We start from the raw sequence: 22,447 nt of genomic DNA, 5'->3' as shown, positions 1-22,447 counted from the left end.
GATGTATAGCTAGTGTAAAAGAAAACCGCGCAGCTGACAAGTACCGTCACGTTTTTCTATTTTAAAAATTCCAGAGCCAAATAAAAGGCAACAATACCTTCTGTCGTACGGGGATCAATACCTGTGCATTCTTTGATTTGTTTTAAGCGGTAATGAAGCGTGTTGATATGAATATGCATCATTGCGGACGTTTCTTTTACCGATTGGTTGCACTGCAGATAGACTTCCAGCGTTTCCACCAGTTCTTTTTTACGCTGCAGCGGCTCGATTACCCGCGTTAAGAACGTATTTCGCGCTTCGTCCGAGACGTCACTCAATACCAGATCGATCGAGAGATCTTCATAAAAAATCAGCAGCTTTGCTTCCGTCGTCACCTGAAGGGCTTTCTTTGCGTTTTTATAGGCTTCTTCCATTACGATATTGTCCCGGCTGGAGCCGATTCCAATACGCACCAGCCCATCATACTGCTTTTCCATTTCTTTGCGGCACGATTCCAGCTTTCCGGGAAGTTCTTTTCGCTGCTGAGGGGTGCTTATTTCAATCATTAATAAAAACAGATCCTCTCCCCATCTGACAAAAAAGTTCTCTTTACGCGGGAAGCAGGAATGAAAAGCGGAGCGGGTATAGCGTTCTGCCTGGGCAGGCTGGTTTTTTGGTTCTTTTGCTTCTACAAGACAGCATACGTAAGGCCGGTCCAGCGGTATCCCCAGTCTCATTCCATGATTCATTAATTCCTGGTCCACGCTTTCTGAACGGATCCATTCATTAAAAAACACTTCAACACTCCGGTCCTGCCACTTTTGTTCTTCAAGCAGAAATGCTTCATGTATCATCAGTTCTGTCAGGCGTCTTGTAAGTTCAGCAAATGCCTCTACTTTTTCCGGAGCACCGGTAATTCCTATGATGCCGACAACACTTCCATGGTTGATCAACGGCATTGTAATTCCCTGCTTCACTCCTTTTAATGTTCCCATATTTGAATCATCGATATACAGCTTTTGCTTTGTCCGCAGCACAAGCTGGGCACCCTCATGGAGAGTCCCCTTTCGGCTTGGGTCTGTAGAAGCAATAATGGTACTCGTATCATCAATGAAAATAACATCTTCCTTAATAACCCGCTTTACTTCTTCTACAATGTTTTCTGCCAGTGCTGTATTTACATTCACATTAGCCACCTCGTTCTATGTCCCCTTATACAGAAGATACTTCTTTTTCTTCGTATTCCACTGCTTCCAAAAGCAGATCTGCTAAATGCACGGCCCGGACCTGTCCTGACAGTCCTTCTCTCTCTATGCCCAGTTTCATCTGCAGCAGGCAGCCCGGGTTGGTGGTAACAATGGTTGCCGCCTTGGCTGCTTTCGCATTGATCATTTTCGAATCCAGAATTTTCATCGACATTTCAGATTCAACAATATTATAAATACCGGCTGATCCGCAGCAGCGTCCGGCATCTTTCATTTCTTTGTATTCTGTTCCCTGAATGCTTTGAATCAGCTGTCTCGGCTCCGTCGTCGTATGCATCACGTTTTTGAGATGGCATGAGTCCTGATACGTAATAACCTGTTCCGGCAGACGATATCCCCTGCCCGGAAAATCGAGCTCCATCAGTACGGTGGACATGTCCTTCAGCTTACCGGCAAATGTCTCCGCCCTCTCTGTCCATTCGGGCTCGTCTTTCAGCAGATGGCCGTAATCGATTAAAAATGCTCCGCATCCGCCGGCGTTCGTCACAATGTAATCAACGTTTAATTCTTCAAATGCTTCTATATTACGTTTCGCCATTGCTTTTGCTTTTTCCTTCTCGCCGCTGTGACCGTGGAGTGCTCCGCAGCAGGCCTGACTTTCCGGAATCACAATATCGCATCCCGCTTTTTGCAAGAGCTTTGCTGTTGCGTCATTTGTGCTCATAAACATCGTATCCATCAAACATCCGGAAAAGAACGCCACACGCTTTTGTGGATTTTCTGTATGATAATGCACCGGACGGTTTTTCATGTCACGCATTTTTGGAACCTGCGGAAGCACCTTTTCCATTGTTCCCATTGGTTCCGGCAGTCTATTCAGCAGCTTTGTTTTCCGAACCGCTTTCTGCAGTCCTGTACGCTGGTATAAGCCAAGAAAACCCACCGCCATTCTCATCCGGTTCTGGTGGGGAAACAGCTCATAGAACACCCCGCGGCGTATCACTTTTTCAGGAAAACTGTGCGTTTTGTTCTGGTTCACTACGTCCCGTACTTCTTCCAGGAGATGACCGTATTTAACGCCTGATGGACAGACCGGTTCACAGGCACGGCATCCAAGACATTGATTTAAAGATTCTTCTACTTTTTCATCAGGCTCTATCAGGCCGTCAGCGACCCCTTTCATGAGCGCAATCCGTCCTCTCGGAGACTGGGATTCCTGAAATCCGGATTCTTCATACGTAGGGCAGGACGGCAGACAGAAGCCGCACCGCATACAGTTCAGCATTTCATCCTGATCCATCCGTTTCTGCCAGTCGATAATCATTTCCTGTTTTTTCGATTCCGTACTCATGAAGTCACCTCCTTAGGCTTTACTTCTCCGAATATTTTCTTAGGATTCATAATGTTTTTAGGATCAAGGCCCGTTTTGACCGCCTGCATGGCGGCAATCCCTTCCTGACCGAGCTTCAGGTGAAGATACGGCGCTTTCATTTCACCTACGCCGTGCTCGCCGGTAATCGTGCCCCCCATATCAATCGAGGTTTGAAAAATATCAGCGAAAGCTTTTTCCACCGTTCCATTTCTTCTTTATCGCGCGCATCCGTCAGGCAGGTAGGGTGCAGGTTGCCATCACCGGCATGGCCGAATGTACAGATTGTCACCTGGTATTTTTCTGCAATCTCATTGATCGCCTTTACCATCGGAGCTACCATCGAACGGGGTACGGTCGCGTCTTCGAGAATGGTCGTCGGCCGCAGACGTGCCAGGGCGGCCAGGGCTGATCTTCTGGCCGTGCGAAGCCCTTCCGCTTCTTCTTCAGTCGCCGCTGCCTGAACCGATACCGCCTTATTTTCTTTACAGACTGCCGTGATTTTTTCAATATCCGAAGCTACCACCGCTTCCGGTCCATCCTGCTCAATTAATAAAATCGCGCTTGCTTCTGTCGGCAGGCCGACGTGGGCAAAGTCCTCCACGACCCGGATCGTTCCCTGATCGAGAAATTCCAGCGTAGCCGGGATAATTTTATTGGAAATAATAGCCGATACCGAATCGGCTGCAGCTTGAATATCATCATATACCGCAAGCACCGTCTGCTTTGTTTCCGGGATGGGAATCAGCTTTAAAATCACTTCCGTTACAATACCAAGCGTACCTTCCGCCCCAACAAACAGGCTCTTCAGATCATACCCAGCTACATCCTTAGTCAGCTTTCCGCCAAGGTGAATGATATCTCCATTAGCCACTACAACGGTCATCCCAAGCACATAGTCTTTCGTCACTCCGTACTTCAAGCCGCGCAGACCACCTGAATTTTCACTCACGTTGCCGCCGATAGTGGAAATTTTCATAGAACTTGGATCCGGCGGATAGAACAGCCCTCTTGCCTCAACGGCGTGAATCATATCCAGCGTGATTACACCTGGTTCTACGGTAACCGTTAAATTATCCTCATCGATTTCCTTAATACGGTTTAAGTGCTTAAAAAGCAGGACAATTCCCCCTGAAGTCGGACACGTGCCGGCAGACAAATTGGTACCCGAACCTCTCGGGACAATCGGGATTTCCTTTTCGCTGCAGACTTTAACCACAGCTGCTATCTCTTCTGTATTTCTTGGTGCGATGACTCCATCCGGCATCGACTGAAATTCCGGAGTGCCGTCATAAGAATACGTAAGCATATCCGAAGGCGAATCGAAAAAGTTATCTATCCCTACGATTTCCGTAAATCGTTGTTTTGTATTTTCATCCAGCATACTGTTTCCACCCTTTCACCGCTCGTTTCCTTTATCCTAATACGATCAGCCGTGAATAGATATAGATAAACATACAAAAATAAAGCGTTTACATTTATTATTTTATATTATCATACAATACAAGCATAAATAAAACCTTTCCATAGTGGAAAGGTTATCGTTTCGGGCCTGTTGTGTTGCGGATAATCAGTGTTGGCTGAAGAGTGAGTGCCATTTCTTTTATCTGCTTTTCTTCTTCCATCATATAAATAAGATGTTCGATCGCATAAAGCCCCATCGGTTTTTTTGATTCGTGCGTTATCGTCGTCATTTGAATACCGGCATGGGCCGTAATATCAATGTTATCCATGCCGCAGATGCTGAAATTATCCGGGATCGTATATCCCATTTTCATCAAATAATTCTGGCAGAAAAGCGCCATCGAATCAGTAGCGGCAAAAATAGCGGTTGGTTTATTATCCAACAGCAGAAGGCTGTCCACCGCTTCCCTCACCGATGCTTCTGTCGTATCGGTTTCTTTAATCCATTCCGGATCTACCTGATGATTGGTTGCCTGCATGGCTTTTTTATACCCTTCCAGCCGTCCCTGGAATGTGGAAGCATAGGTTCTCCCCCCAATCCAGGCAATTTTTGTATGACCGAGTTTCAGCAGGTGGTTGGCAGCCAGTATACCAGCCTTTTCATTATCTGTTTCTACAAAATTACCTCCGGCCTGATGTCGCCTGTTAAACATCACAAACGGAACACCTGAGGCCTCCAGTTCTTTATAGATTGGATCTTCAAAAAAAATAGAAGATAAAATAATGCCGTCTACCTGCTGCTTTAACACTTCTTCATAAACGGAGAGATTGTCTCCCTGGTCTTCAAAATACACTAACGTATGGTAGCCCTGCTGCTTTGCATATTCAACAATTTCCATTGTGGTATCAACAAAAAATGGATTATGTAAATGCCCCGTAATGAGAGCGATAGATTTCGTTTTCCGCTGCTTCAGGCTGCGGGCAATTAAATTTGGACGATAATTCAGCGATTTCATTGCTTTTTGCACATTGGCTACGGTTTCCGGATTTACTTTCGATGGATCATTGAGTACGCGTGATACCGTAGACTGTGAAACACCGGCTGTTTTTGCTACATCTTTGGAAGAAGCCATTTTTTCATACCCCGCTCTGTTTTATTAATACGTATTCATAAATATATTAAAAGGTCCATCCCTGTTTGTCAATCTGCAGTCATTCAGAACGAATATACTATACTTCTGTACGCTCCTTTTACGCAGCTTTTCATAAAAAAGACGGTTCTCTTTTCTTTTTTATAAAAATAGCATTTACATATAAGCGTTTACATTCTATAATGACTACGTATTCACAATAAACGAAAAGGGCGGGTGGGCTATGGTTACTTATATAAAAGAAGGGCAGTCCGATCAGCAGAAGCAGGATGCCAGTACTAAAGTCGAACAGGCTGTAAGCGGCATTATTAAGGATATTGAGGCCAGAGGCGATACTGCCGTTCGGGAACTTTCCGAAAAATTTGATAAGTGGAGTCCCGAGAGCTTTCTTCTGTCTCCGGAAGATATCCAGACTATTATAGGGGAGCTTCCTAAACAAGTGATAGAAGACATTCAATTCGCTCAGGAACAGATTCAAAATTTTGCCCGGCATCAGCGCAGTTCTATTCAGGATATTGAAGTGGAAACAAGACCTGGTGTTTTTTTAGGACATAAAAATATTCCCGTTAACAGCGTAGGCTGCTACATTCCCGGTGGACGACTACCCAATGGTCGCTTCTTCCCACATGAGTATTCTTACTGCAAAAGTTGCCGGAGTAAAACGTGTAATTGCCTGCACCCCTCCAAGCAACGGCGAAGTTCCTGCAGCCACGATCGCAGCCATGCACATGGCAGGAGCTGATGAAATTTACCTTCTTGGCGGTGTTCAGGCGATGACTGCGATGTCTATTGGTACAGAGAGTATTGAACCGGTTGATATGATAGTCGGCCCCGGAAACGCGTTTGTCGCTGAAGCGAAACGCCAGCTTTTCGGCAAGGTCGGCATTGATTTACTCGCCGGACCTACAGAAACTCTTGTTATAGCAGATCATACAGCTGATGCTGAAATCGTTGCTACAGATATACTAGGTCAGGCCGAACATGGACCTACCTCCCCTGGAGCAGTCATCACTACATCGCGTGCTCTGGCTGAATCCCTGGAAAAAGAAATTGCGAGACAGCTGCAGACACTTTCCACTGCGGACGTAGCGGAAGTCGCCTGGAGAGATCACGGTTCTATTCTTTTAGTGGAAACGCTGGAGGAGGCTGTAGTAGAGGCGGATAAGCTGGCATATGAACATGTTGAAGTACTGACAGAGGATCCTGATTATTTTCTGCAGAACCTGACCAATTACGGCGGTCTCTTTCTAGGACAGGAAACAAATGTTGCCTATGGAGACAAGGTTATCGGAACCAATCACACGCTTCCAACGAAGCAGGCAGCGAAATACACCGGCGGCCTCTGGGTTGGCAAATTTCTAAAAAACTGCACGTATCAGCGTGTTACGGAAGAAGCCAGTGTCGAAATTGGAAAATACGCGGAGAGGCTTTGTGAGCTGGAAGGATTTATGGGCCATAAAGAACAGGCCTCGCTTCGGGTAAGGCGCTACGAAAAGAAATAATATTTATACAGTAATAAACAAGCAGAGGCCCGGCGCCCCTGCTTGTTTATGTTTTATTTTGTCATTTCCAGATGTTCATGTACTTTTTCTGATACTTCTCCCTGTCTTCTATGTCCATTAGTTCCAGCGCCTTTTCCTTAATTGCGGCATCCCCTGTTTCGTCAAAAAGCATTTTCAGACCTTCCAGGATATCTGAACGAATCAACGTATCATTTTTTTCGGAAATGCATTCACGAAAACGGTACTCCAATGCTTCCACAACGGCCTCTTTTTGGCGTGTTCCGCCAAGTCCTATTCTCCAAAAAGATTGGAGGGCATGCCGGGCGGTCACGAATTTGGGATCTCTTGTCACGTCATACAAGTCTGAAAAAACAGCAAATATCCGCTCTTCCGGATCGCTTTTCGCCAGACGGCACAGTATCTGTGCAGCTGTTGCCCGTCGATGCGGATCACGGTGTACTAAATCCTGCGTACAGCGATCCCATACGTCATAAGACCACGTATTTTCCTCTTCAGCCGCAGCCATCACATCCAGAAACGCCTGATACCGGATTTGCTTATCTTCGTGTTCGAGCCTTTCAAAGGCTTCCCATAACGCTTGATCCATCTCGCATCCTCCTGTCGGTAACAGCTGTTATGCACGCCTTTGTTCCAATACTCCTTTTCCGTTTTTCCATAAGGTTAGTCCCAGTGACAACAGCGGAGAAAAGGACGGTTTTGTTCTCCCGCCGCTTCCGAGCCGGTGCAGCTGCTGGGCATACCAGGTCAGCTCCAGAATACCTTTTGAATCAATAAAGCCAATACCCGTTTTAATAGGTTTTATGGAAAAATCAGAAGTTCTTCCCAGAAGCAGCTGATTGGCATAATCCGGGTAGACTGCAAGCGGACGGGCCAGTCCGATAAAATCAGTGGCGTGTTTCTGCAGAGCTTCGTTCATCCCCTGCAGAGTCCGGAATCCCCCTGTAACGATAAGCGGCACATCCGTCTGCTGCTTCAGCGCTTCGGCATACTCCAAAAAATAGGCTTCCCGTTCTGCGGTCGAAGCTCTCACACCTTTTCCCGTCATTTCCGGACGCTCATATGTTCCGCCGGAAATTTCAATCAAATCCACCCCCAGCCGGTCAAGTTCCCTGATCACATACCGTGATTCCTCTTCGGAAAAACCGGCCTTCATAAAGTCGGAGCTGTTAATTTTCACGCCTATGGGAAAATCAGGTCCTGTCTTTTCGCGGGCGGCTTTATAAATCTCCCGGAGAAAGCGGAAACGGTTCTCGATCGGCCCTCCCCACTGATCGGTCCTCTCGTTATGGCGCGGCGAAAGAAACTGGCTGATTAAATAACCGTGAGCTGCATGAATCTGCACCCCCGTAAATCCAGCCTGTTTCGCAAGCTCTGCGGTGCGCGCAAATTTGCGAATAATTTCCAGAATTTCTGATTCTTCCAAAGCCCGGCACATCGGAAAAAACCGCTGCAACGCAGGCTCAAAAGGAACCGCAGACGGCGCTACCGCTTCTTCCGCCACGCCTTTAATCACCTGTTTGCCGGGATGATTGATCTGCATCCACAGCTGTGTGTTATGCTTCGTTCCGGCTTCTGCCCATGTTTGAAATGCATCCAGATGATCCGGGCTGTCCAGTACAACATTTCCCGGTTCTCCAAGCGCTTTTGCATCCACCATTACATTCCCGGTGATAACAAGGCCGCTTCCTCCTTTCGCCCATGTTTCATAAAGAGTGCAGAGTTTGTCTGTAGGAAGATGGTTTTTGCCGGCCATTGCTTCGCTCATCGCTGATTTCACGAGCCGGTTTTTGAAAACAGCCTGCTTGATCCAAAAAGGCTGGTTTATAGTTACAGCTGTCATGTTATTTACTCCTCGGCGGCTAGTCTTTATTTCTTATTATACGCGTTCATTGATCCATTCGATAACTTCACCGTAAATAGTATATTTGGAAGGCTCATTGAATATTTCATGCATCAACAAAGCATAAATTTTTAATGTTTTATCTCTGGAGGCGATGTCTGCATAAAAATCCCGGGAATCTTTCTCTGCCACAAGCCCATCCTCATTGCCGTGCAGAACGAGCACGGGGTCTGCAAAGCGTTCAGAGTGACTCTTCAACCATTCAACACCCGCAGGGAAAACATTCAGCAGCCCGGCGGAATTTTCTTTTCCACCAGCGGATCATTTCATAAGCCTTCACGACTGCAGGATCGCTGCACACTCCATCTCCAAGCTCATTATCGAAATAAAAATCATCCGGCTTATCAACAGGAAGCGGGCCGAAAATTTCTTTATTATATCTCGTTAATGCCCCCGATAAAATAATACCATCGACGTGTCCCGGGTATTTTGTTCCAAAAGCAGCTGCTGTAAATCCGCCCATGCTGTGGCCGATTAAAAAACACAGGCAGGTCCGGATTTTCTGTTTTGGCAGTATCCACCATCGTTTTCGCATCATTCGGCATTTCATTAAAATCGCTGAAATACACTCGTCTGCCTCCGGAACGGGCGTGCCCTCGCTGATCATATCGGTATACCGTTATGCGATGCTTCACCAGTGTTTCTGTAAGCGCCTCGTAGCGGTCCATGTGCTCTGCCAGTCCATGTACAATCACCGCGGCAGCTATGGGCTGTTCCGCTGAATTCTTTTTGCTGAATAGTTCCGTTCCATCCATTGTTGTCATTTGTCGTTCCTCTTCCATATTGACTCCTCCGTTCATTTTTCAGGATAATCAATCAGCTTTTTCTGCAATTGTTCTTTATATTCTGGAAAACAGGCCGCAATCCCTTTCCCAGAAGCAGAAAATGTTTTGCATGAATAGAAAATGGTCTTTGATTTTAAAGAAAAATACGCTTAGGATAAAAAGAAAGAGCTGGTAAAAAAGGAGGGGATCACCCTATGTCCGAGGTCGAACAGTATGTAGAAAACATAGAGGAAAAATGGAAAGACTCATTTCCGGCCCTGCTAAAAGTGATTGATCAGCATATTCCCCCTGGTTTCGAATTGAAAATCCAGTACGGTATGCCGTCCTATGTTGTCCCTTTAACGCTTTATCCGGAAGGCTACCACGTTGACAAAAATACGCCTCTGCCATTCATCAGTCTTGCCGCCCAAAAAAATTATATTTCCGTATACCATATGGGTATTTACGCCGATCAGAAATTATTGGAATGGTTTCAAAACGAATACCCTTCTCATATGAGCGCCAAATTAAACATGGGTAAGAGCTGTATTCGTTTTACAAACCCGAAGAACATTCCATATCAGCTGATGGGAGAACTTGCTTCTAAAATGACATGCGAAGAGTGGATTAAAAAATACGAAGGGGAGTAAGCAGTACACGAAGGGAGATGTCCGGAATGCACCCTTATAAAATGCGGCTGTACACGGCCGTACTCCGCACACTGCAGAAGCCGCTGAGCCGATTTTCCCCTTTTCATATCGCGCCGCCTCTATCTATTACAACGGATGTTTCTTTTATATTGGAAACAGCAGCGGGTTTTACGCAAATTCATATGTATTACCCGCCGGCTCAATCGGGAGCGAATAGGCCCGTGTTTGTAAACCTGCATGGCGGCGGGTTTTTTATGGGACGGGCCCGGGATGACGAAGGGTGGGGGAAATACGTTGCCTCGCAGACGCCATGCGTGGTTGTAAATGTAGAGTACCACCTGGCTCCCAAAACACAGTTTCCTGTTACTCTTTTTGAGATCCGCGACGTTCTTTCCTGGCTGCATGAACACCAGTCAGCGCTCGGCCTTGATATGGCGCGCTATTCGCTTGGCGGCCACAGTGCCGGGGGCAATCTGGCAGCCGCTTCTGTACTTCTTCTTCGAGATACGGGACTGCCTCTGCGATTCTCCAAATTCTTGATTCCCCCATCCTGGATCTGGATACGAGTCCCCGCTGCAAGCCAGCCGTCTCCGGCGCTATCCCTGCAGCAATAGCGGAATTATTTGCGGCAAGCTATTTAAAGGATTATCAGGACAGCCTTCATCCTTATATATCCCCTCTGTATGAGCCATATCTCGAAGGACTCCCCCCTGCTCTTTTTGTTTACTCCCGAATTTGATTCCCTTGCCCGCGAAGCCAAAGAATACGCGTTCCGTTTGCGAGAGGCCCGCACCCCTGCAGATTTCTATACGTTTCCCGGTACCTTTCATGCCTTTACTCATAACGGAAAAAAAGAATCCGCCCAACAGGCGTGGGACCTTATCATTAATACGCTTCGGACTCATTTATAAAAAGGCCGGACCTGCCCGCAGGAAAATAAGTGATAATGCAGCGGTAACATTCTCATTTGACCGCTTTTCACCTGGAATCTGCACTGCCTCTTCCCCTCTTTTACGGGGCTGTTTATGCAGGTGTTGGCGATCTCCGCTGAATGTTCTTCAGGAACACGTTTAAACAATCCACCTCCGGGGCATTTATTCAATAACTTCTGCTTTTTTACAGGGTCCTCAAGTAATTTTTCTAAATTCCTTCATTTTACTTTTTATTTACGTTATAATTTATTATAATTACAATGTAAGAATTAATACAGCCTTTTACCATTTTAGTATAAATGAACAGAGGCTGAACATCTTTGCTGTTTTATTCTTTAAAATAGAAAGGGGAATGTATGAATATGTCAGATAACGGAACAGGCGGCCAGTGTCCATTTACGGGCGAGGGCGCTCCAAGCAAACCAGTAAGCGGAACAAAAGGAACAACAAATAAAGATTGGTGGCCGGGTCTTCTCGACCTGAACGTTCTTCACCAGCACGACACGAAGACTAATCCACTTGGAGAAGACTTTGATTATACAGAAGAATTCAAAAAACTTGATTACGATGCAATGAAAAAAGATCTTCTTGATCTTATGACAGACAGCCAGGACTGGTGGCCTGCAGACTACGGACATTATGGTCCATTTTTCATCCGTATGTCATGGCATTCAGCTGGAACATACCGCACAGCTGACGGACGCGGCGGCGGTGGAAGCGGCTCGCAGCGTTTCGCACCTCTAAACAGCTGGCCGGATAACGGAAACCTTGATAAAGCACGCCGCCTCTTGTGGCCAATCAAGCAGAAATACGGAAACAAAATTTCCTGGGCCGACCTTCTTGTTCTTGCAGGAAACGTAGCCATCGAATCCATGGGAGGAAAAACCATCGGATTTGGCGCCGGCCGTCCTGACATCTGGAGCCCGGAAGAAGACGTAAACTGGGGACCTGAGAAAGACTGGCTCGGTGATGAGCGTTATTCCGGCGAGCGCGAGCTTGAGAATCCTTTAGCCGCTGTTCAGATGGGCTTAGTTTATGTAAACCCTGAAGGTCCTAACGGCAAGCCGGATCCAGCAGGCAGTGCCCGCGATATCCGTGAAACGTTCAAGAGAATGGGAATGAATGACGAAGAAACAGCAGCCCTGACTGCCGGCGGCCATACATTCGGTAAAGCCCACGGCGCAGGTGATCCATCTCACGTAAGTGCTGATCCGGAAGGCTCTCAGCTTGAAAACCAGGGTCTTGGCTGGAAGAGCACCTACGAAAGCGGAAACGGTCCTTACACGATCACAAGCGGAATTGAAGGCGCATGGACGCCTACTCCAACGACATGGGATCTCAGCTATTTTGACATGCTGTTCGGCTATGAGTGGGAACTCACTAAGAGTCCGGCCGGTGCCTATCAGTGGGAGCCTGTTTCTCCTGATGAAGACCACCTTGCACCAGACGCCGGTGATGCTGATAAAAAAGTAAAAACAATGATGACAACGGCTGATATGGCTATGCGCGTAGATCCGGAATACGAAAAGATCTGCCGCCGCTTTTATGCGAATCCAGACGAGTTTGCAGACGCATTCGCACGCGCCTGGTTTAAGCTCCTTCACCGTGATATGGGACCACGCGACAGATACCTCGGACCGGAAGTACCGGAAGAAGTATTTATCTGGCAGGATCCTGTACCAGAAGTAGATTATGAACTCAACGAAACAGAAATTGAAGAGCTTAAAGGAAAGCTTCTTGATTCCGGCCTTTCTGTAAGCCAGCTTGTTAAAACAGCATGGGCTTCTGCAAGCACGTTCCGCCATTCCGACAAGCGCGGCGGCGCAAATGGTGCACGTATCCGTCTTTCTCCACAGAAAGACTGGGAAGTAAATGAGCCGGAAGAACTTTCCAAAGTGCTCAGCAAATTGGAAGAAATTCAAAAAGGCCTCGACAAGAACGTCAGCATCGCTGACCTGATTGTTCTCGGCGGAAGCGCGGCTATTGAAAAGTCTGCGAAAGAAGCAGGCTTTGACGTTAAAGTACCATTTACTCCGGGCCGCGGCGACGCGACGCAGGAACAGACAGATGTAGAAAACTTTGAAGCGCTTGAGCCGGAAACAGATGGCTTCCGCAACTATCAAAAGAAAGAGTATACTGTTTCTTTTGAAGAGCTGCTTGTCGATAAAGCACAGCTTCTTGGGCTTTCCGCTCATGAAATGACTGTATTAGTCGGCGGTATGCGCGCTCTTGACGCAAACTACAAAGGTACGAAGCACGGCGTCTATACAGACCGTCCCGGCGTTCTAAGCAACGATTTCTTCGTGAACCTTATGGATATGAGTGTAGACTGGAAGCCGTCAGAAACCGACAACGGCATCTATGAAGCATATGACCGCAAAACAGGTGAACTTGTCCGCACAGGATCAAGAGTAGACCTTGTCTTCGGTTCTCATTCCGTTCTCCGCGCTCACTCTGAAGTGTATGCGCAGGACGACAACGAAGAGAAATTTGTTAAAGACTTTATTAAGGCCTGGGTTAAGATCATGGACGCAGACCGCTTCGATGTTAAAAAATAAGTAAAAATAGAACCGGGCTTTCCTGTTATTGCAGGAAAGCCCGTTTTTTTGTACAAAGCATTAGGATTGTATGTTATTACTCTACTAATGTTTCTGTTACGTAATCAATGGCCATTGTTCTGGCATATGGACCAACCTGAATAAACCAATCAGGGACAGTATGGACATTATCCTGTTTCACTGCTTTCATCTGCTGCCAGACACCACTTTCCATTAACGCATGATACCTCTCTTCTGCCTGGTTATCCTGCTGGGACGCTGTATTGTATTCAAGGAGAAAATGATCAGCGTTAACTGTGGCTATTCCTTCAAGCGAGATCGCTTTTCTTTCCTCCGGCACTCCTTCAGATGGATTCAGTCCTAAATCCTGATAAAGCGTACCGTCAATGAACCGCTGATCTGTTGTACCATGAATGCGGAATTCTTTTGGAAGTACCCTCATGAAAGCAACTGTTTCCCCGCCAAGAGATGCAGTAATCTTATGTTTGGCTTCTGTCGCTTTATCTTCATATTGATCGAGCCAAACCTTAGATTCTTCTTCCATACCTAAAATTTCTCCAAATGCAGCGTGTGTTTCACGCCATTCATCATTTCCCAAAATAACTGTAGGAGCAATACTGGAAAGTTCGTCGTACAGCTTCCCGGCTTTGTCCTGGCCAATAATCAAATCCGGCTCAGCTTCCAGGATTGCTTCTAAGTTAAAATCATCTCCTCCAATAAACTGAACATCTTCATATAATTCCTGAGGCAGATGTGACGATACCTTTTCATTCGTGAGCGAGGATTCAGCTGCCAGCACAGGAATTACATCATATACATACAAATTATCAACATAGTTAGGACTAAGCACCGCTATTCTTTTGGGCTCATCCGGTACTTCTGTTACGCCCATTTCATGGGTGATTTCATGATAGTTCTCCTCTGCACCTTCAGCAGATTCAGATTCAGCGTTTGTTTCCTCAGCTGTATTTGTACTGCATCCAGCTATGAATAGTACTAAAATAAGTGCACTTATTATGAGCGAATATGGATAAAAAAACGAATGGGATCTTAACGTTTGCATGACTGTCCTCCAGTTTTCAATAAACAAAATTAATAAGGGGTTGTTTCTATCGCTTTATAGATCGCTTTTGCTGATTACCTCCTTTTTACGTTTTATTAGAGACCTTTCCATTTCCAAAGCATCATATGTATAATAAAAACATACAATCAAATGATATTGATAATCATTATCATTTTATCTCTATATCTTTCTTTTAGTCAATGATTCTTTTTAAGATGAACGCTTCCTTCGTGAAATAGAACATTAGTATCATACGTAAAAGCTCTGAACCGGACACACCCAGTGCAGAGCTTTTTATACGTTTTCTATATAACACATGGTCTCGAAAAAGCGAACCGTTTATTTTCCTTGAGCAGCGTTTTGTTTTTTATTAAAAATCCGCTGTGCCAGGAAAGCAGATAGAGCAGCGACAGTAACAATTATAATGGTACGAATACCCCCGCCTATGCCAGGAGCCGCGTAGCTCATAATTAATGAAGCAGCAGCTACTGAAATAAACACTACTAACGGAACAATCCATATATCTTTCATAAGTCAGACCCCTTTGCTGCTTTGGTATTTGCATTTAACCGCTCCACATCAGCCGCGTAATCGAACCTGGCGTATCCAATTTCAGAAGCATTTTTCATCAGTTCCAGGTTCAACCATGAGGCTAATTTATGAAATTCCACTTCTTTATTAAAAGGGAATGCACTCAGCTGGCTGCTGGTCCACTCCTCCTCCGTTAGCTGCGACAGCTTTTCCTCCCATCTATCGGCCAGGTTGTGCAGATGCTTTTTTATTTTTGCAGCATCAGCCGTGACCTCTATATCCTCTTTTGTTAAATTTCCACTTCCAAAAGAATGATCAAAAACCATTTCCCACCAAAAAGTAATGTGCCATAAAGTCCAAGCAATACTTGGAGGACCTATCTCATAAGACTCTGTTTCAGGCAGTTCTGCATACCATATTCCATCTGTTTCTTTAATATACAAACTGCTTTTCGACGGCTGCCACATATATTCTTCCTGTTCCAGCGAAGAAAGGTGGTATTCCAGAAGCTTTCTGGAAATACTGAATTGAAATTGAATATTGTCTTTTAATGCATCATTATTATTCATATACAAATCCTTTCTTGTACAACTCTATATAAGGAGGTGTCCACATGGAAGTCGAGAACTTACTCAAGGTTAAAACAAGACCGGAATTAAGAAAGTGGCTTGAAGAATATTCAACTAAAGAAACTTGCTGCTGGATCATTGTAAGCAGGAGTAAAAAAGCAGACTCCATTCTGTACCTGGATGCCGTCGAGGAAGCCCTGTGTTTTGGCTGGATAGACGGTATCGTAAAGAAACTCCCGGATACCGGTGAAACAGCACAGAGGCTCTCTCCGCGAAGGAAGAAAAGCAATTGGACGGAATTAAATAAAGAAAGAGTAAGAAGACTGGATAAGCTGGGATTAATGAAAAAAGAAGGGCGCAGGGTTCTCCCCGACATGAAGCCGGAATCTTTTACGATTGACGAAGAGATTGAGAGCCGTCTCAAAGAAGACGAACAAATATATCAAAATTTCCTTCATTTCCCTGAACTGTACCGAAGAATTCGAATTGATACCATCCAAAGTATTAAAAAGGACCCTGCGCTTTTTTATAAACGATTGGATAAGTTTGTTGAAAACACGAGAGAAAATAAAATGTACGGGCAGTGGAATGATAACGGACGGCTGCTTGATTATTAAAACGATGCTTATTTTTAGTTTAAAATAAAAAACCCCTCTGCCTATAATTAGACAAAGGGGACTCACCTTTTTTTGGCGTTTGCTTTACAGAATTACTTACCATCAGTTCGTGGCAGTGGATAGAAACCCTCATTGAATTGTTTCCATAAGTTAGGTGGTAAATCGTGTTTCTCTTCACTATTGGGATCAAATTTTGAAACGATATCGTTCTCTTTGCCATTTTGAATTTTATTAATGAAATGATGATCTAATAGAATTTCCCTGCCCAAGGCTAATAGTTCAACATTTTTTGATTCTACAGCTTCCAGGGCTTGTTCAGCAGTGAATATGGATCCGATAACAACTAACGGCATACGGCCATCAATCCATTGATGAAGTAATTTAACTCTTCCTTCGCCTTGATACTTGCCTTCACGAGTTTCAGCGTCAACATCCATTAGGGAAACATGTAAATAATCCAACGGTTTTTCAATTAAATTTTTCACCAGTTCCTCCGTAATTTCCATACTTATACCTGGAGTTTCTGCTTCTTCTGGTGAGAATCTATAACCAACGATGAACTTCTCATCTGCATAAGCTTTAACCGTATGAACTACCTCATCTACAACTTTGATTGGGAATTTTAATCTATTTTCTCCCCACTCATCCTCGCGACGATTATAGTATGGTGAAACAAATTGCTGTATTAGATAATGGTTGGCGCCATGAATTTCTACCCCATCAAATCCTGCTTCGATCACTCGACGTGTTGCTTCACCAAATGCTGTAATGGTTTGTTCAATTTCTTCGTTCGTCATTTCCCGGGCATGATGTTCTTCTTTTTCGTCGAAGCTTTGCAAAGTGATAGGGCTTGGAGCAGCTGCATCTCCGTTTGGTGTTAAACGAGGCAGTGACTGTGCCCCGCCATGATGAATTTGTACAATAGCTTTTGCTCCATTTTTTTTCATAGCTTCAGCTAAGCGTTTTAAGCCATCAATGTCCGAATCATGTGCAACCGACGGTTGTCCGGGAAATGCTTTTCCTAAATCAGTCACATAGCTGGCTGCAGAAATAGCTAATCCTACATCTTTAGAACGTTGTTCCACATAATCAATTTCCACATCAGAAATTGTACCGTCATCGTTGGAAGATACATGAGTGAGTGGTGCTAAGACAAATCTATTTCTTAATTCTACTTTATTAGGTAATGTTACTTTTTCAAATAATGGTGCAAATTTCGTATCCATTGCTGCAATGCCTCCTGTAATTTACATGTATCCTCGCCGGTTATATGCAAGTTGCATATATACAAATTAAAGGTGTATCCTACCTATGTCAAACCAAAGTACTTTTCATGGATGGGATGCGCCGGCTTTGATCGATATTTCTGAGCCAATCGTCTGCCTCTATACCGTTCATGGAGTCACTCCTGGATGACTTGTTCTCTATAGAACATAAAAAACACCCCAAACATTAGATATTACTCTAACGTTTGGGGTGTACTACCTATCCGGAAATTATTTTAATCAGTCTTTATTATAAAACCAGACCAATTATTTATACCATTCAAATCCCTATTCCACTGTTACACTTTTCGCAAGGTTTCTTGGCTTATCCACGTCGCAGCCTCTGTGAAGGGCTGCATAATAGGAGATCAGCTGAAGTGGAATAACAGACACAAGAGGTGTCATCAGTTCGTTGATCGTTGGCAGAACAATGCGGTCGCCGTCCTGCTTCGTGTCTTCGGTACTGATGATGCATGCGTTGGCGCCCCGTGCTTCTACTTCGCGCACGTTGCCGCGGATATTAAGGTTTGTTGCTTTCTGCGTAGTTACCGCAATAACCGGAGTGCCGTCTTCAATAAGGGCAATCGTTCCGTGCTTAAGCTCTCCGCCGGCAAATCCTTCTGCCTGAATGTAGGAGATTTCTTTAAGCTTCAAAGCACCTTCCTGAACGACGCTGTAGTCCATAGAGCGGCCGATAAAGAAGCAGTTGCGTGTTTCCAGCAGATAATCACGGGCAATCTGCTCCATGACGTCTTTGGTCACACAGCACTTCCATCGCGTTGCAATAAGGCTGAGCTCCTGGATCGCATTAAAGTCGTCTGATTCCCTGCGCACGGCACTGTCCATAGCAAGAATAGAGAATACCGCCATTTGGCTGTATAAGGCCTTTGTAGAGGCTACGGCAATTTCCGGCCTGCATACGTGTGAAGCGTGAAATCTGCCTCACGGGAAAGCGTAGAGCCCGGTACGTTTGTAATTGTAATGGAACGATAGCCGTTTTTCTTAGCATTTCAAGAACGCCGCGGGAATCTGCGGTTTCGCCGCTTTGTGAAATAAAGATAAAGAGCGGATTGGCGGATATAATGGTTCGTTATAGAGAAATTCACTGGCAATGTGACTTCTACTGGTTTTTTTGCTACTTTTTCCAGCATTTCTTTTCCAACCAGGCCGGCATGATAGCTTGTACCTGCAGCAATATATAAATACGTCCGTATCATTGATGGCGGCACGGATATTTTCATCAAGCTTAATATCTCCGGATTCATCTGGTATTTCTGGATAATGTTACGGATAACAAAAGGCTGCTCGTCGATTTCTTGAGCATGAAATGGAGTAGTGCCTTTTTCAGTATCGCTTTCGTCGATATCTGTTGTGAAGGTGTCACGGCTGACCGGCTGCCATCCAATGTTTTTACTTTCACACTGTTCTGCGTCAGCACGACAATTTCCCGTCCATGATTTCCATGAATTCTTTTGTTACATGAAGCATAGCCATTGCATCAGAACGCGATAACGTTTACGCCATTTCCTACTCCGATAAGAAGCGGGCTTTTGTTTTTCCAACGTAGATCACATCAGAATCGTCGTTATCAATCAACGCGGTGGCGTAAGAGCCTTCAAGAACGGAAAGAGTACGGCGGAAGCATCTTCGTAGACAAGCCTTCGTTTACGAATTCAACGATCTGCACAATAACTTCTGTATCCGTATCACTTATTAGTTTACACCCTGCAGAAATTTTTTTTCAGCTCGTTATAGTTTTCTATAACGCCATTATGAACAATGGTAAAACGCTCAGAAGTACTCTGGTGAGGGTGTGCATTCAGGCGGCTTGGCGGTCCGTGGGTAGCCCAGCGGGTATGCCGATGCCGATTGTGCCGGGAGCTTCGTCCGACGCTTCTTCAAGTACAGCAATGCGTCCCTGCTCCTTGTATAAATCGATGCCTTCATTTCCTACCAAGCGATACCAGCCGAGTCGTACCCGCGGTATTCCAGCTTCTTTAAGCCTTTAAAAGAATATCTGCTGCCTGTTCATTTCCTATATATCCTACTATTCCACACATATAATCATGACCTCCTAAGCGGGGCCACAGCATGTCCTCGGGGCTGCAAGCTGTGCCCCGCTCTTTTCTTTTTATTAGTTTGGCGGCTTGCAGAAGGACGTTGTGCAAAGAGTTGCCTCCTTGTTTTAATCCTGCTGCTGACGATTGTGCCGGACAACCGGGAGGCATCCGCCGATGCTCGATGAACCTCCTCCTCGTCAACTGTTCGTGTTGTTCTCCGTACGGAACAGTTCAGGCGCTATAGTATGGATTTTCTCTATCCTCCTGTTCTTTAAATAGAATCATGGTTATCTTACTATCTTTTCCCATATAATGCAATATCTTTTTAAAAAGAAGTAATAAGTAAAGTATGACAACCCATATTAGACGTGAAAAAAGAATCCGGGTTACAGTTTTCTGTAATTTTCCGGATTCTCTGTTTTTATTCGTCAGGTGTGGCCCATACGCTTACTTTCTCCCATAACAGGAAAAGAAGCCGTACCGTCTTCTTCGATGATGATTTCGTCTTTGCAGTTACGGTATATCGACCCATGCCTCGCCGGCATGCTCTTCTCCGACATTCATGTTAAACTGTTATCCCCTTCATTGGAAATAACAACGGCGCAGCCGGATCCTTCCATTTCTTCTGTTCCCGCCGGACCCAGCCGATCAGGTTAGCTTCTCAAAATATCTTCTGTTCTCCGTAGGCTTTTTTTACGACATAAAAAGCGGATCAATCTTCTGCTTTCCCTTCTTCCGGAGCAGGTCCGTTGATGCCGAAATAATCTCCGTAAAAACGCAAGGATAGCCGTCTTCTCTTAATAAAATTAACGCATAGGCGCTCTGTTTAAACGGCTCTTCCACCCATGATTCCAGTGATTCCTCAGGCTGGGAATCATGATTATCCACAAACGTTACCGCATGCATGGTGGGACTCACGAGCGTGTCCTCAAATATTTCCCGCAGGTCATAGTCTGCTCCGGCATTGGAAGCATTGTGCAGATTAAAGTGGAGCGATACATCAAACAGGTCGATCTTATAATCAATGTTATCCAGAAAAGCCTGGCATTCTTAATCAGAGAGCCAGAATTCCCCGACAATGTAAAAGTCTTCGCCACCGTGCTCCATCGCCTGCTCGGCAAATTCCTTCACAAAATCATAGTTTATATGTTTAATAGCATCCAGACGGTAGCCGTCGACCTCTAAAGTATCCGTCAGCCATTTGCTCCAGGAGATCATTTCTTCTCTGACTTCCGGATTATTGTAGTCATAGTTTGCAAACATGAGAAAGTCATAGTTTCCAAATTCATCTGCTACATTCTCATTCCAGGCCTTATCTTCTCCAAGAATACGGAATATGCCTTCTTCATCGTCGCTTGCATTATAATCTGTACCGTTAAAATGCGTGTAGTTCCATTTGAAATCGGAATGGGTGTCCCGCGACCCGGAAACGTAAATTTCGTCCAGCCTTCCATCTCAAAAGGCTCTCCTATGTCTTCGTTTCGGTTCTCTTCGTTACTTTTACTACTTCAAATGTTTCTTTTTCATCCGCTGCCGCTTTATGGTTCATAACAACATCGCATAGACGCAGATGTCGTGCTCATGACAGGGCAATGGCTTCAGAAGCTCTTCTTTTGTGCCGTATTTCGTCCGTATCGATCCCTTTTGGTCAAATTCCCCAGGTCATATAGTCGTATACTCCATATCCATTATCATCAGGTGTTTCTGATTTAGCCGCAGGCGGAATCCAAACAGAATCGATTCCGTTTTCCTTCAGCATTGAAGCCATTTCTTAAGCCTGTTCCAATGGGCCCATCTGCTTCCAGGTGCCATTCAAAAACTGCATCATTGTGTGATTTTTCTTCATGTTCACTTCTCCTATGATTAATTTTTCCATTAGACAGCTTATCGGATTCTTAAAAAAAAGAATCTTCTCCCATAAAAAGGCTGAAACCGGTTTGCGGCTTCAGATACCGTCTCATGAGAAAAAAATGATTCTATTCTTATAGATTACCCTAAATATCAGCCGGCCGAAACCTGCTGCGGTTAAAAAATACCTGTAAGCGCATGCTTACAGGTATTTTTCCTGGCATATTTTCTATCAATTACCCAATAAACAACAGAACCAGGGCACCGACAATAAAACAGTAGATTGCAAAATACTTCAGATTTCCTTTTGCCATAATATTCATAAACCATTTTAAAGAGATGTAGGAAGCAATAATAGAAGCAATAAAGGCCACCAGGTAATTTACCCACATCTCAGGCAGGTTTTCACCCAAAATAGTATCGAGGGATAAAACGGTCGTACCGATGCTGATCGGAATGTAAAGCAGAAACGAAAAACGAAGCGCCGTTTCCTGTTTTGTGCCCAGCAGCATAGCAGCTACAATAGTCGCTCCAGAACGACTGATACCCGGAATTAACGCCACTGCCTGAGCCAGACCAATAATAACGGCATCTTTCCAGTTCAGCTGGCCGTCGTTTCTGCTGCCCCGCAGATTTCTGATAATCCACAGTGCAAATCCAGTAACAATCAGCGTGGCGCCGACGATCCATACTTTATCAAGCTCGGATTCAATATAGTCTCCAAGCGTTAGTCCTATCACGCCCGCCGGTATTGTTGCGATAACCAGATACAAAATAAAATCGAAGTCATCCCGCGCAGCAGCTTTTCTTGTCGTTACGTAAGTGATGCCATTTGCTGCGAGTTTAACGATATCATGCCAGTAGACAACCAGTACGGCAATCAATGATCCAAAATTAACAAGCACAAGAAATTCAAGCCTGTGTTACCGAGTCCGATTAACTCTTGAACAATAACCAAGTGTCCGCTGGAGGAAATCGGGATTGGTTCGGTAATCCCCTGAAAAAGCCCTAGAAATAAATATTTAAGAAGCGTCCATATATCCTGCATATCATTGAACA

At 45.0% G+C, this 22,447-nt stretch carries 17 protein-coding genes and 5 pseudogenes; 6 read left to right on the top strand and 16 right to left on the bottom strand.

Annotation, left to right across the window (positions count from 1 at the left end):
- Positions 1-56: 56 nt before the first annotated feature.
- From MMY81_RS11690 to MMY81_RS11675, 4 genes and pseudogenes are all read right to left on the bottom strand, one after another.
- Positions 57-1,166, bottom strand: a complete 1,110-nt coding sequence (locus MMY81_RS11690) for a CdaR family transcriptional regulator (protein ID WP_252313039.1) — start codon at positions 1,164-1,166, stop codon at positions 57-59.
- Positions 1,167-1,191: 25 nt separating this feature from the next.
- On the bottom strand, positions 1,192-2,535 hold the full coding sequence (locus MMY81_RS11685; protein ID WP_252313038.1) for a (Fe-S)-binding protein: 1,344 nt from the start codon (positions 2,533-2,535) through the stop codon (positions 1,192-1,194).
- Positions 2,532-3,937, bottom strand: a pseudogene (gene glcD, locus MMY81_RS11680) (glycolate oxidase subunit GlcD). Before glcD ends, MMY81_RS11685 begins: the two are co-directional and overlap by 4 nt.
- A 154-nt stretch (positions 3,938-4,091) precedes the next feature.
- Positions 4,092-5,090 (bottom strand): LacI family DNA-binding transcriptional regulator, encoded by a 999-nt coding sequence (locus tag MMY81_RS11675; RefSeq protein ID WP_252313037.1) that lies wholly within the window; start codon positions 5,088-5,090, stop codon positions 4,092-4,094.
- Between the two features lie 241 nt (positions 5,091-5,331).
- On the opposite strand from MMY81_RS11675, the pseudogene hisD reads away from it, so the two are divergent.
- Positions 5,332-6,610, top strand: a pseudogene (hisD, locus tag MMY81_RS11670) (histidinol dehydrogenase).
- 61 nt (positions 6,611-6,671) lie between these two features.
- On the opposite strand, the gene MMY81_RS11665 reads toward hisD, so the two are convergent.
- Genes MMY81_RS11665 through MMY81_RS11645 form a run of 5 tightly spaced genes read right to left on the bottom strand, consistent with a single transcriptional unit; the run spans position 6,672 to position 9,313 of the window.
- Positions 6,672-7,217: a hypothetical protein gene (locus MMY81_RS11665; RefSeq protein ID WP_252313036.1), complete on the bottom strand. Its 546-nt coding sequence runs from the start codon at positions 7,215-7,217 to the stop codon at positions 6,672-6,674.
- 27 nt (positions 7,218-7,244) lie between these two features.
- A complete protein-coding gene (locus MMY81_RS11660) occupies positions 7,245-8,471 on the bottom strand; it encodes an NADH:flavin oxidoreductase/NADH oxidase family protein (protein WP_252313035.1) in 1,227 nt (408 codons plus the stop codon).
- Between the two features lie 36 nt (positions 8,472-8,507).
- The gene (locus MMY81_RS11655) at positions 8,508-8,729 is read right to left on the bottom strand and encodes a serine aminopeptidase domain-containing protein (protein ID WP_252313034.1); all 222 of its coding nucleotides are present in this window, start codon (positions 8,727-8,729) and stop codon (positions 8,508-8,510) included.
- Between the two features lie 4 nt (positions 8,730-8,733).
- Positions 8,734-8,994, bottom strand: a complete 261-nt coding sequence (locus MMY81_RS11650) for a serine aminopeptidase domain-containing protein (RefSeq protein ID WP_252313033.1) — start codon at positions 8,992-8,994, stop codon at positions 8,734-8,736.
- The gene (locus tag MMY81_RS11645) at positions 8,906-9,313 is read right to left on the bottom strand and encodes a serine aminopeptidase domain-containing protein (RefSeq protein WP_252313032.1); all 408 of its coding nucleotides are present in this window, start codon (positions 9,311-9,313) and stop codon (positions 8,906-8,908) included. Before MMY81_RS11645 ends, MMY81_RS11650 begins: the two co-directional genes overlap by 89 nt.
- A 197-nt stretch (positions 9,314-9,510) precedes the next feature.
- On the opposite strand from MMY81_RS11645, the gene MMY81_RS11640 reads away from it, so the two are divergent.
- The 4 genes from MMY81_RS11640 to katG all read left to right on the top strand — a co-directional run bounded on the left by MMY81_RS11640 (position 9,511) and on the right by katG (position 13,435).
- Positions 9,511-9,945, top strand: coding sequence for a DUF1801 domain-containing protein (locus MMY81_RS11640; protein ID WP_252313031.1), 435 nt, complete (start codon positions 9,511-9,513; stop codon positions 9,943-9,945).
- Positions 9,946-9,971: 26 nt separating this feature from the next.
- Positions 9,972-10,559: an alpha/beta hydrolase gene (locus tag MMY81_RS11635; protein ID WP_252313030.1), complete on the top strand. Its 588-nt coding sequence runs from the start codon at positions 9,972-9,974 to the stop codon at positions 10,557-10,559.
- 69 nt (positions 10,560-10,628) lie between these two features.
- Complete coding sequence (locus MMY81_RS36265; protein WP_483882488.1) at positions 10,629-10,856, top strand: alpha/beta hydrolase; 228 nt, start codon at positions 10,629-10,631, stop codon at positions 10,854-10,856.
- A 377-nt stretch (positions 10,857-11,233) separates the two neighbouring features.
- The gene (katG, locus tag MMY81_RS11630) at positions 11,234-13,435 is read left to right on the top strand and encodes a catalase/peroxidase HPI (RefSeq protein WP_252313029.1); all 2,202 of its coding nucleotides are present in this window, start codon (positions 11,234-11,236) and stop codon (positions 13,433-13,435) included.
- A 76-nt stretch (positions 13,436-13,511) separates the two neighbouring features.
- On the opposite strand, the gene MMY81_RS11625 is transcribed toward katG, so the two are convergent.
- The 3 genes from MMY81_RS11625 to MMY81_RS11615 all read right to left on the bottom strand — a co-directional run bounded on the left by MMY81_RS11625 (position 13,512) and on the right by MMY81_RS11615 (position 15,598).
- Complete coding sequence (locus MMY81_RS11625) at positions 13,512-14,498, bottom strand: ABC transporter substrate-binding protein (protein WP_252313028.1); 987 nt, start codon at positions 14,496-14,498, stop codon at positions 13,512-13,514.
- Between the two features lie 339 nt (positions 14,499-14,837).
- Positions 14,838-15,029 (bottom strand): hypothetical protein, encoded by a 192-nt coding sequence (locus MMY81_RS11620; protein ID WP_252311511.1) that lies wholly within the window; start codon positions 15,027-15,029, stop codon positions 14,838-14,840.
- The gene (locus tag MMY81_RS11615; RefSeq protein WP_252313027.1) at positions 15,026-15,598 is read right to left on the bottom strand and encodes a DinB family protein; all 573 of its coding nucleotides are present in this window, start codon (positions 15,596-15,598) and stop codon (positions 15,026-15,028) included. Before MMY81_RS11615 ends, MMY81_RS11620 begins: the two co-directional genes overlap by 4 nt.
- A 44-nt stretch (positions 15,599-15,642) precedes the next feature.
- On the opposite strand from MMY81_RS11615, the gene MMY81_RS11610 reads away from it, so the two are divergent.
- Complete coding sequence (locus MMY81_RS11610) at positions 15,643-16,215, top strand: YdeI/OmpD-associated family protein (RefSeq protein WP_252313026.1); 573 nt, start codon at positions 15,643-15,645, stop codon at positions 16,213-16,215.
- Positions 16,216-16,307: 92 nt separating this feature from the next.
- Here the strand turns inward: MMY81_RS11610 and MMY81_RS11605 are convergent, their stop codons facing one another.
- From MMY81_RS11605 to MMY81_RS11590, 4 genes and pseudogenes are all read right to left on the bottom strand, one after another.
- Complete coding sequence (locus MMY81_RS11605; protein WP_252313025.1) at positions 16,308-17,441, bottom strand: NADH-dependent flavin oxidoreductase; 1,134 nt, start codon at positions 17,439-17,441, stop codon at positions 16,308-16,310.
- Positions 17,442-17,768: 327 nt separating this feature from the next.
- Positions 17,769-19,540: pseudogene (gene glmS, locus MMY81_RS11600) on the bottom strand (glutamine--fructose-6-phosphate transaminase (isomerizing)).
- Positions 19,541-19,961: 421 nt separating this feature from the next.
- A pseudogene (locus MMY81_RS35190) lies at positions 19,962-21,386 on the bottom strand (alpha-amylase).
- Between the two features lie 238 nt (positions 21,387-21,624).
- Positions 21,625-22,436: pseudogene (locus MMY81_RS11590) on the bottom strand (undecaprenyl-diphosphate phosphatase).
- Positions 22,437-22,447: the final 11 nt, after the last annotated feature.

This window comes from Sinobaca sp. H24, assembly GCF_023845525.1.
Note: the sequence above shows the minus strand (reverse complement) of the source record. Positions and strands in the feature narration are given on the sequence as shown.

Bases quoted from the DNA above. Each gene is read 5' to 3' on its own strand.
- MMY81_RS11685 (WP_252313038.1), bottom strand. From the start codon at position 2,535: ATGAGTACGGAATCGAAAAAACAGGAAATGATTATCGACTGGCAGAAA.
- MMY81_RS11675 (WP_252313037.1), bottom strand. From the start codon at position 5,090: ATGGCTTCTTCCAAAGATGTAGCAAAAACAGCCGGTGTTTCACAGTCT.
- MMY81_RS11665 (WP_252313036.1), bottom strand. From the start codon at position 7,217: ATGGATCAAGCGTTATGGGAAGCCTTTGAAAGGCTCGAACACGAAGAT.
- MMY81_RS11660 (WP_252313035.1), bottom strand. From the start codon at position 8,471: ATGACAGCTGTAACTATAAACCAGCCTTTTTGGATCAAGCAGGCTGTT.
- MMY81_RS11650 (WP_252313033.1), bottom strand. From the start codon at position 8,994: ATGGGCGGATTTACAGCAGCTGCTTTTGGAACAAAATACCCGGGACAC.
- MMY81_RS11645 (WP_252313032.1), bottom strand. From the start codon at position 9,313: ATGGAAGAGGAACGACAAATGACAACAATGGATGGAACGGAACTATTC.
- MMY81_RS11640 (WP_252313031.1), top strand. From the start codon at position 9,511: ATGTCCGAGGTCGAACAGTATGTAGAAAACATAGAGGAAAAATGGAAA.
- MMY81_RS11635 (WP_252313030.1), top strand. From the start codon at position 9,972: ATGCACCCTTATAAAATGCGGCTGTACACGGCCGTACTCCGCACACTG.
- MMY81_RS36265 (WP_483882488.1), top strand. From the start codon at position 10,629: ATGAGCCATATCTCGAAGGACTCCCCCCTGCTCTTTTTGTTTACTCCC.
- katG (WP_252313029.1), top strand. From the start codon at position 11,234: ATGAATATGTCAGATAACGGAACAGGCGGCCAGTGTCCATTTACGGGC.
- MMY81_RS11625 (WP_252313028.1), bottom strand. From the start codon at position 14,498: ATGCAAACGTTAAGATCCCATTCGTTTTTTTATCCATATTCGCTCATA.
- MMY81_RS11620 (WP_252311511.1), bottom strand. From the start codon at position 15,029: ATGAAAGATATATGGATTGTTCCGTTAGTAGTGTTTATTTCAGTAGCT.
- MMY81_RS11615 (WP_252313027.1), bottom strand. From the start codon at position 15,598: ATGAATAATAATGATGCATTAAAAGACAATATTCAATTTCAATTCAGT.
- MMY81_RS11610 (WP_252313026.1), top strand. From the start codon at position 15,643: ATGGAAGTCGAGAACTTACTCAAGGTTAAAACAAGACCGGAATTAAGA.
- MMY81_RS11605 (WP_252313025.1), bottom strand. From the start codon at position 17,441: ATGGATACGAAATTTGCACCATTATTTGAAAAAGTAACATTACCTAAT.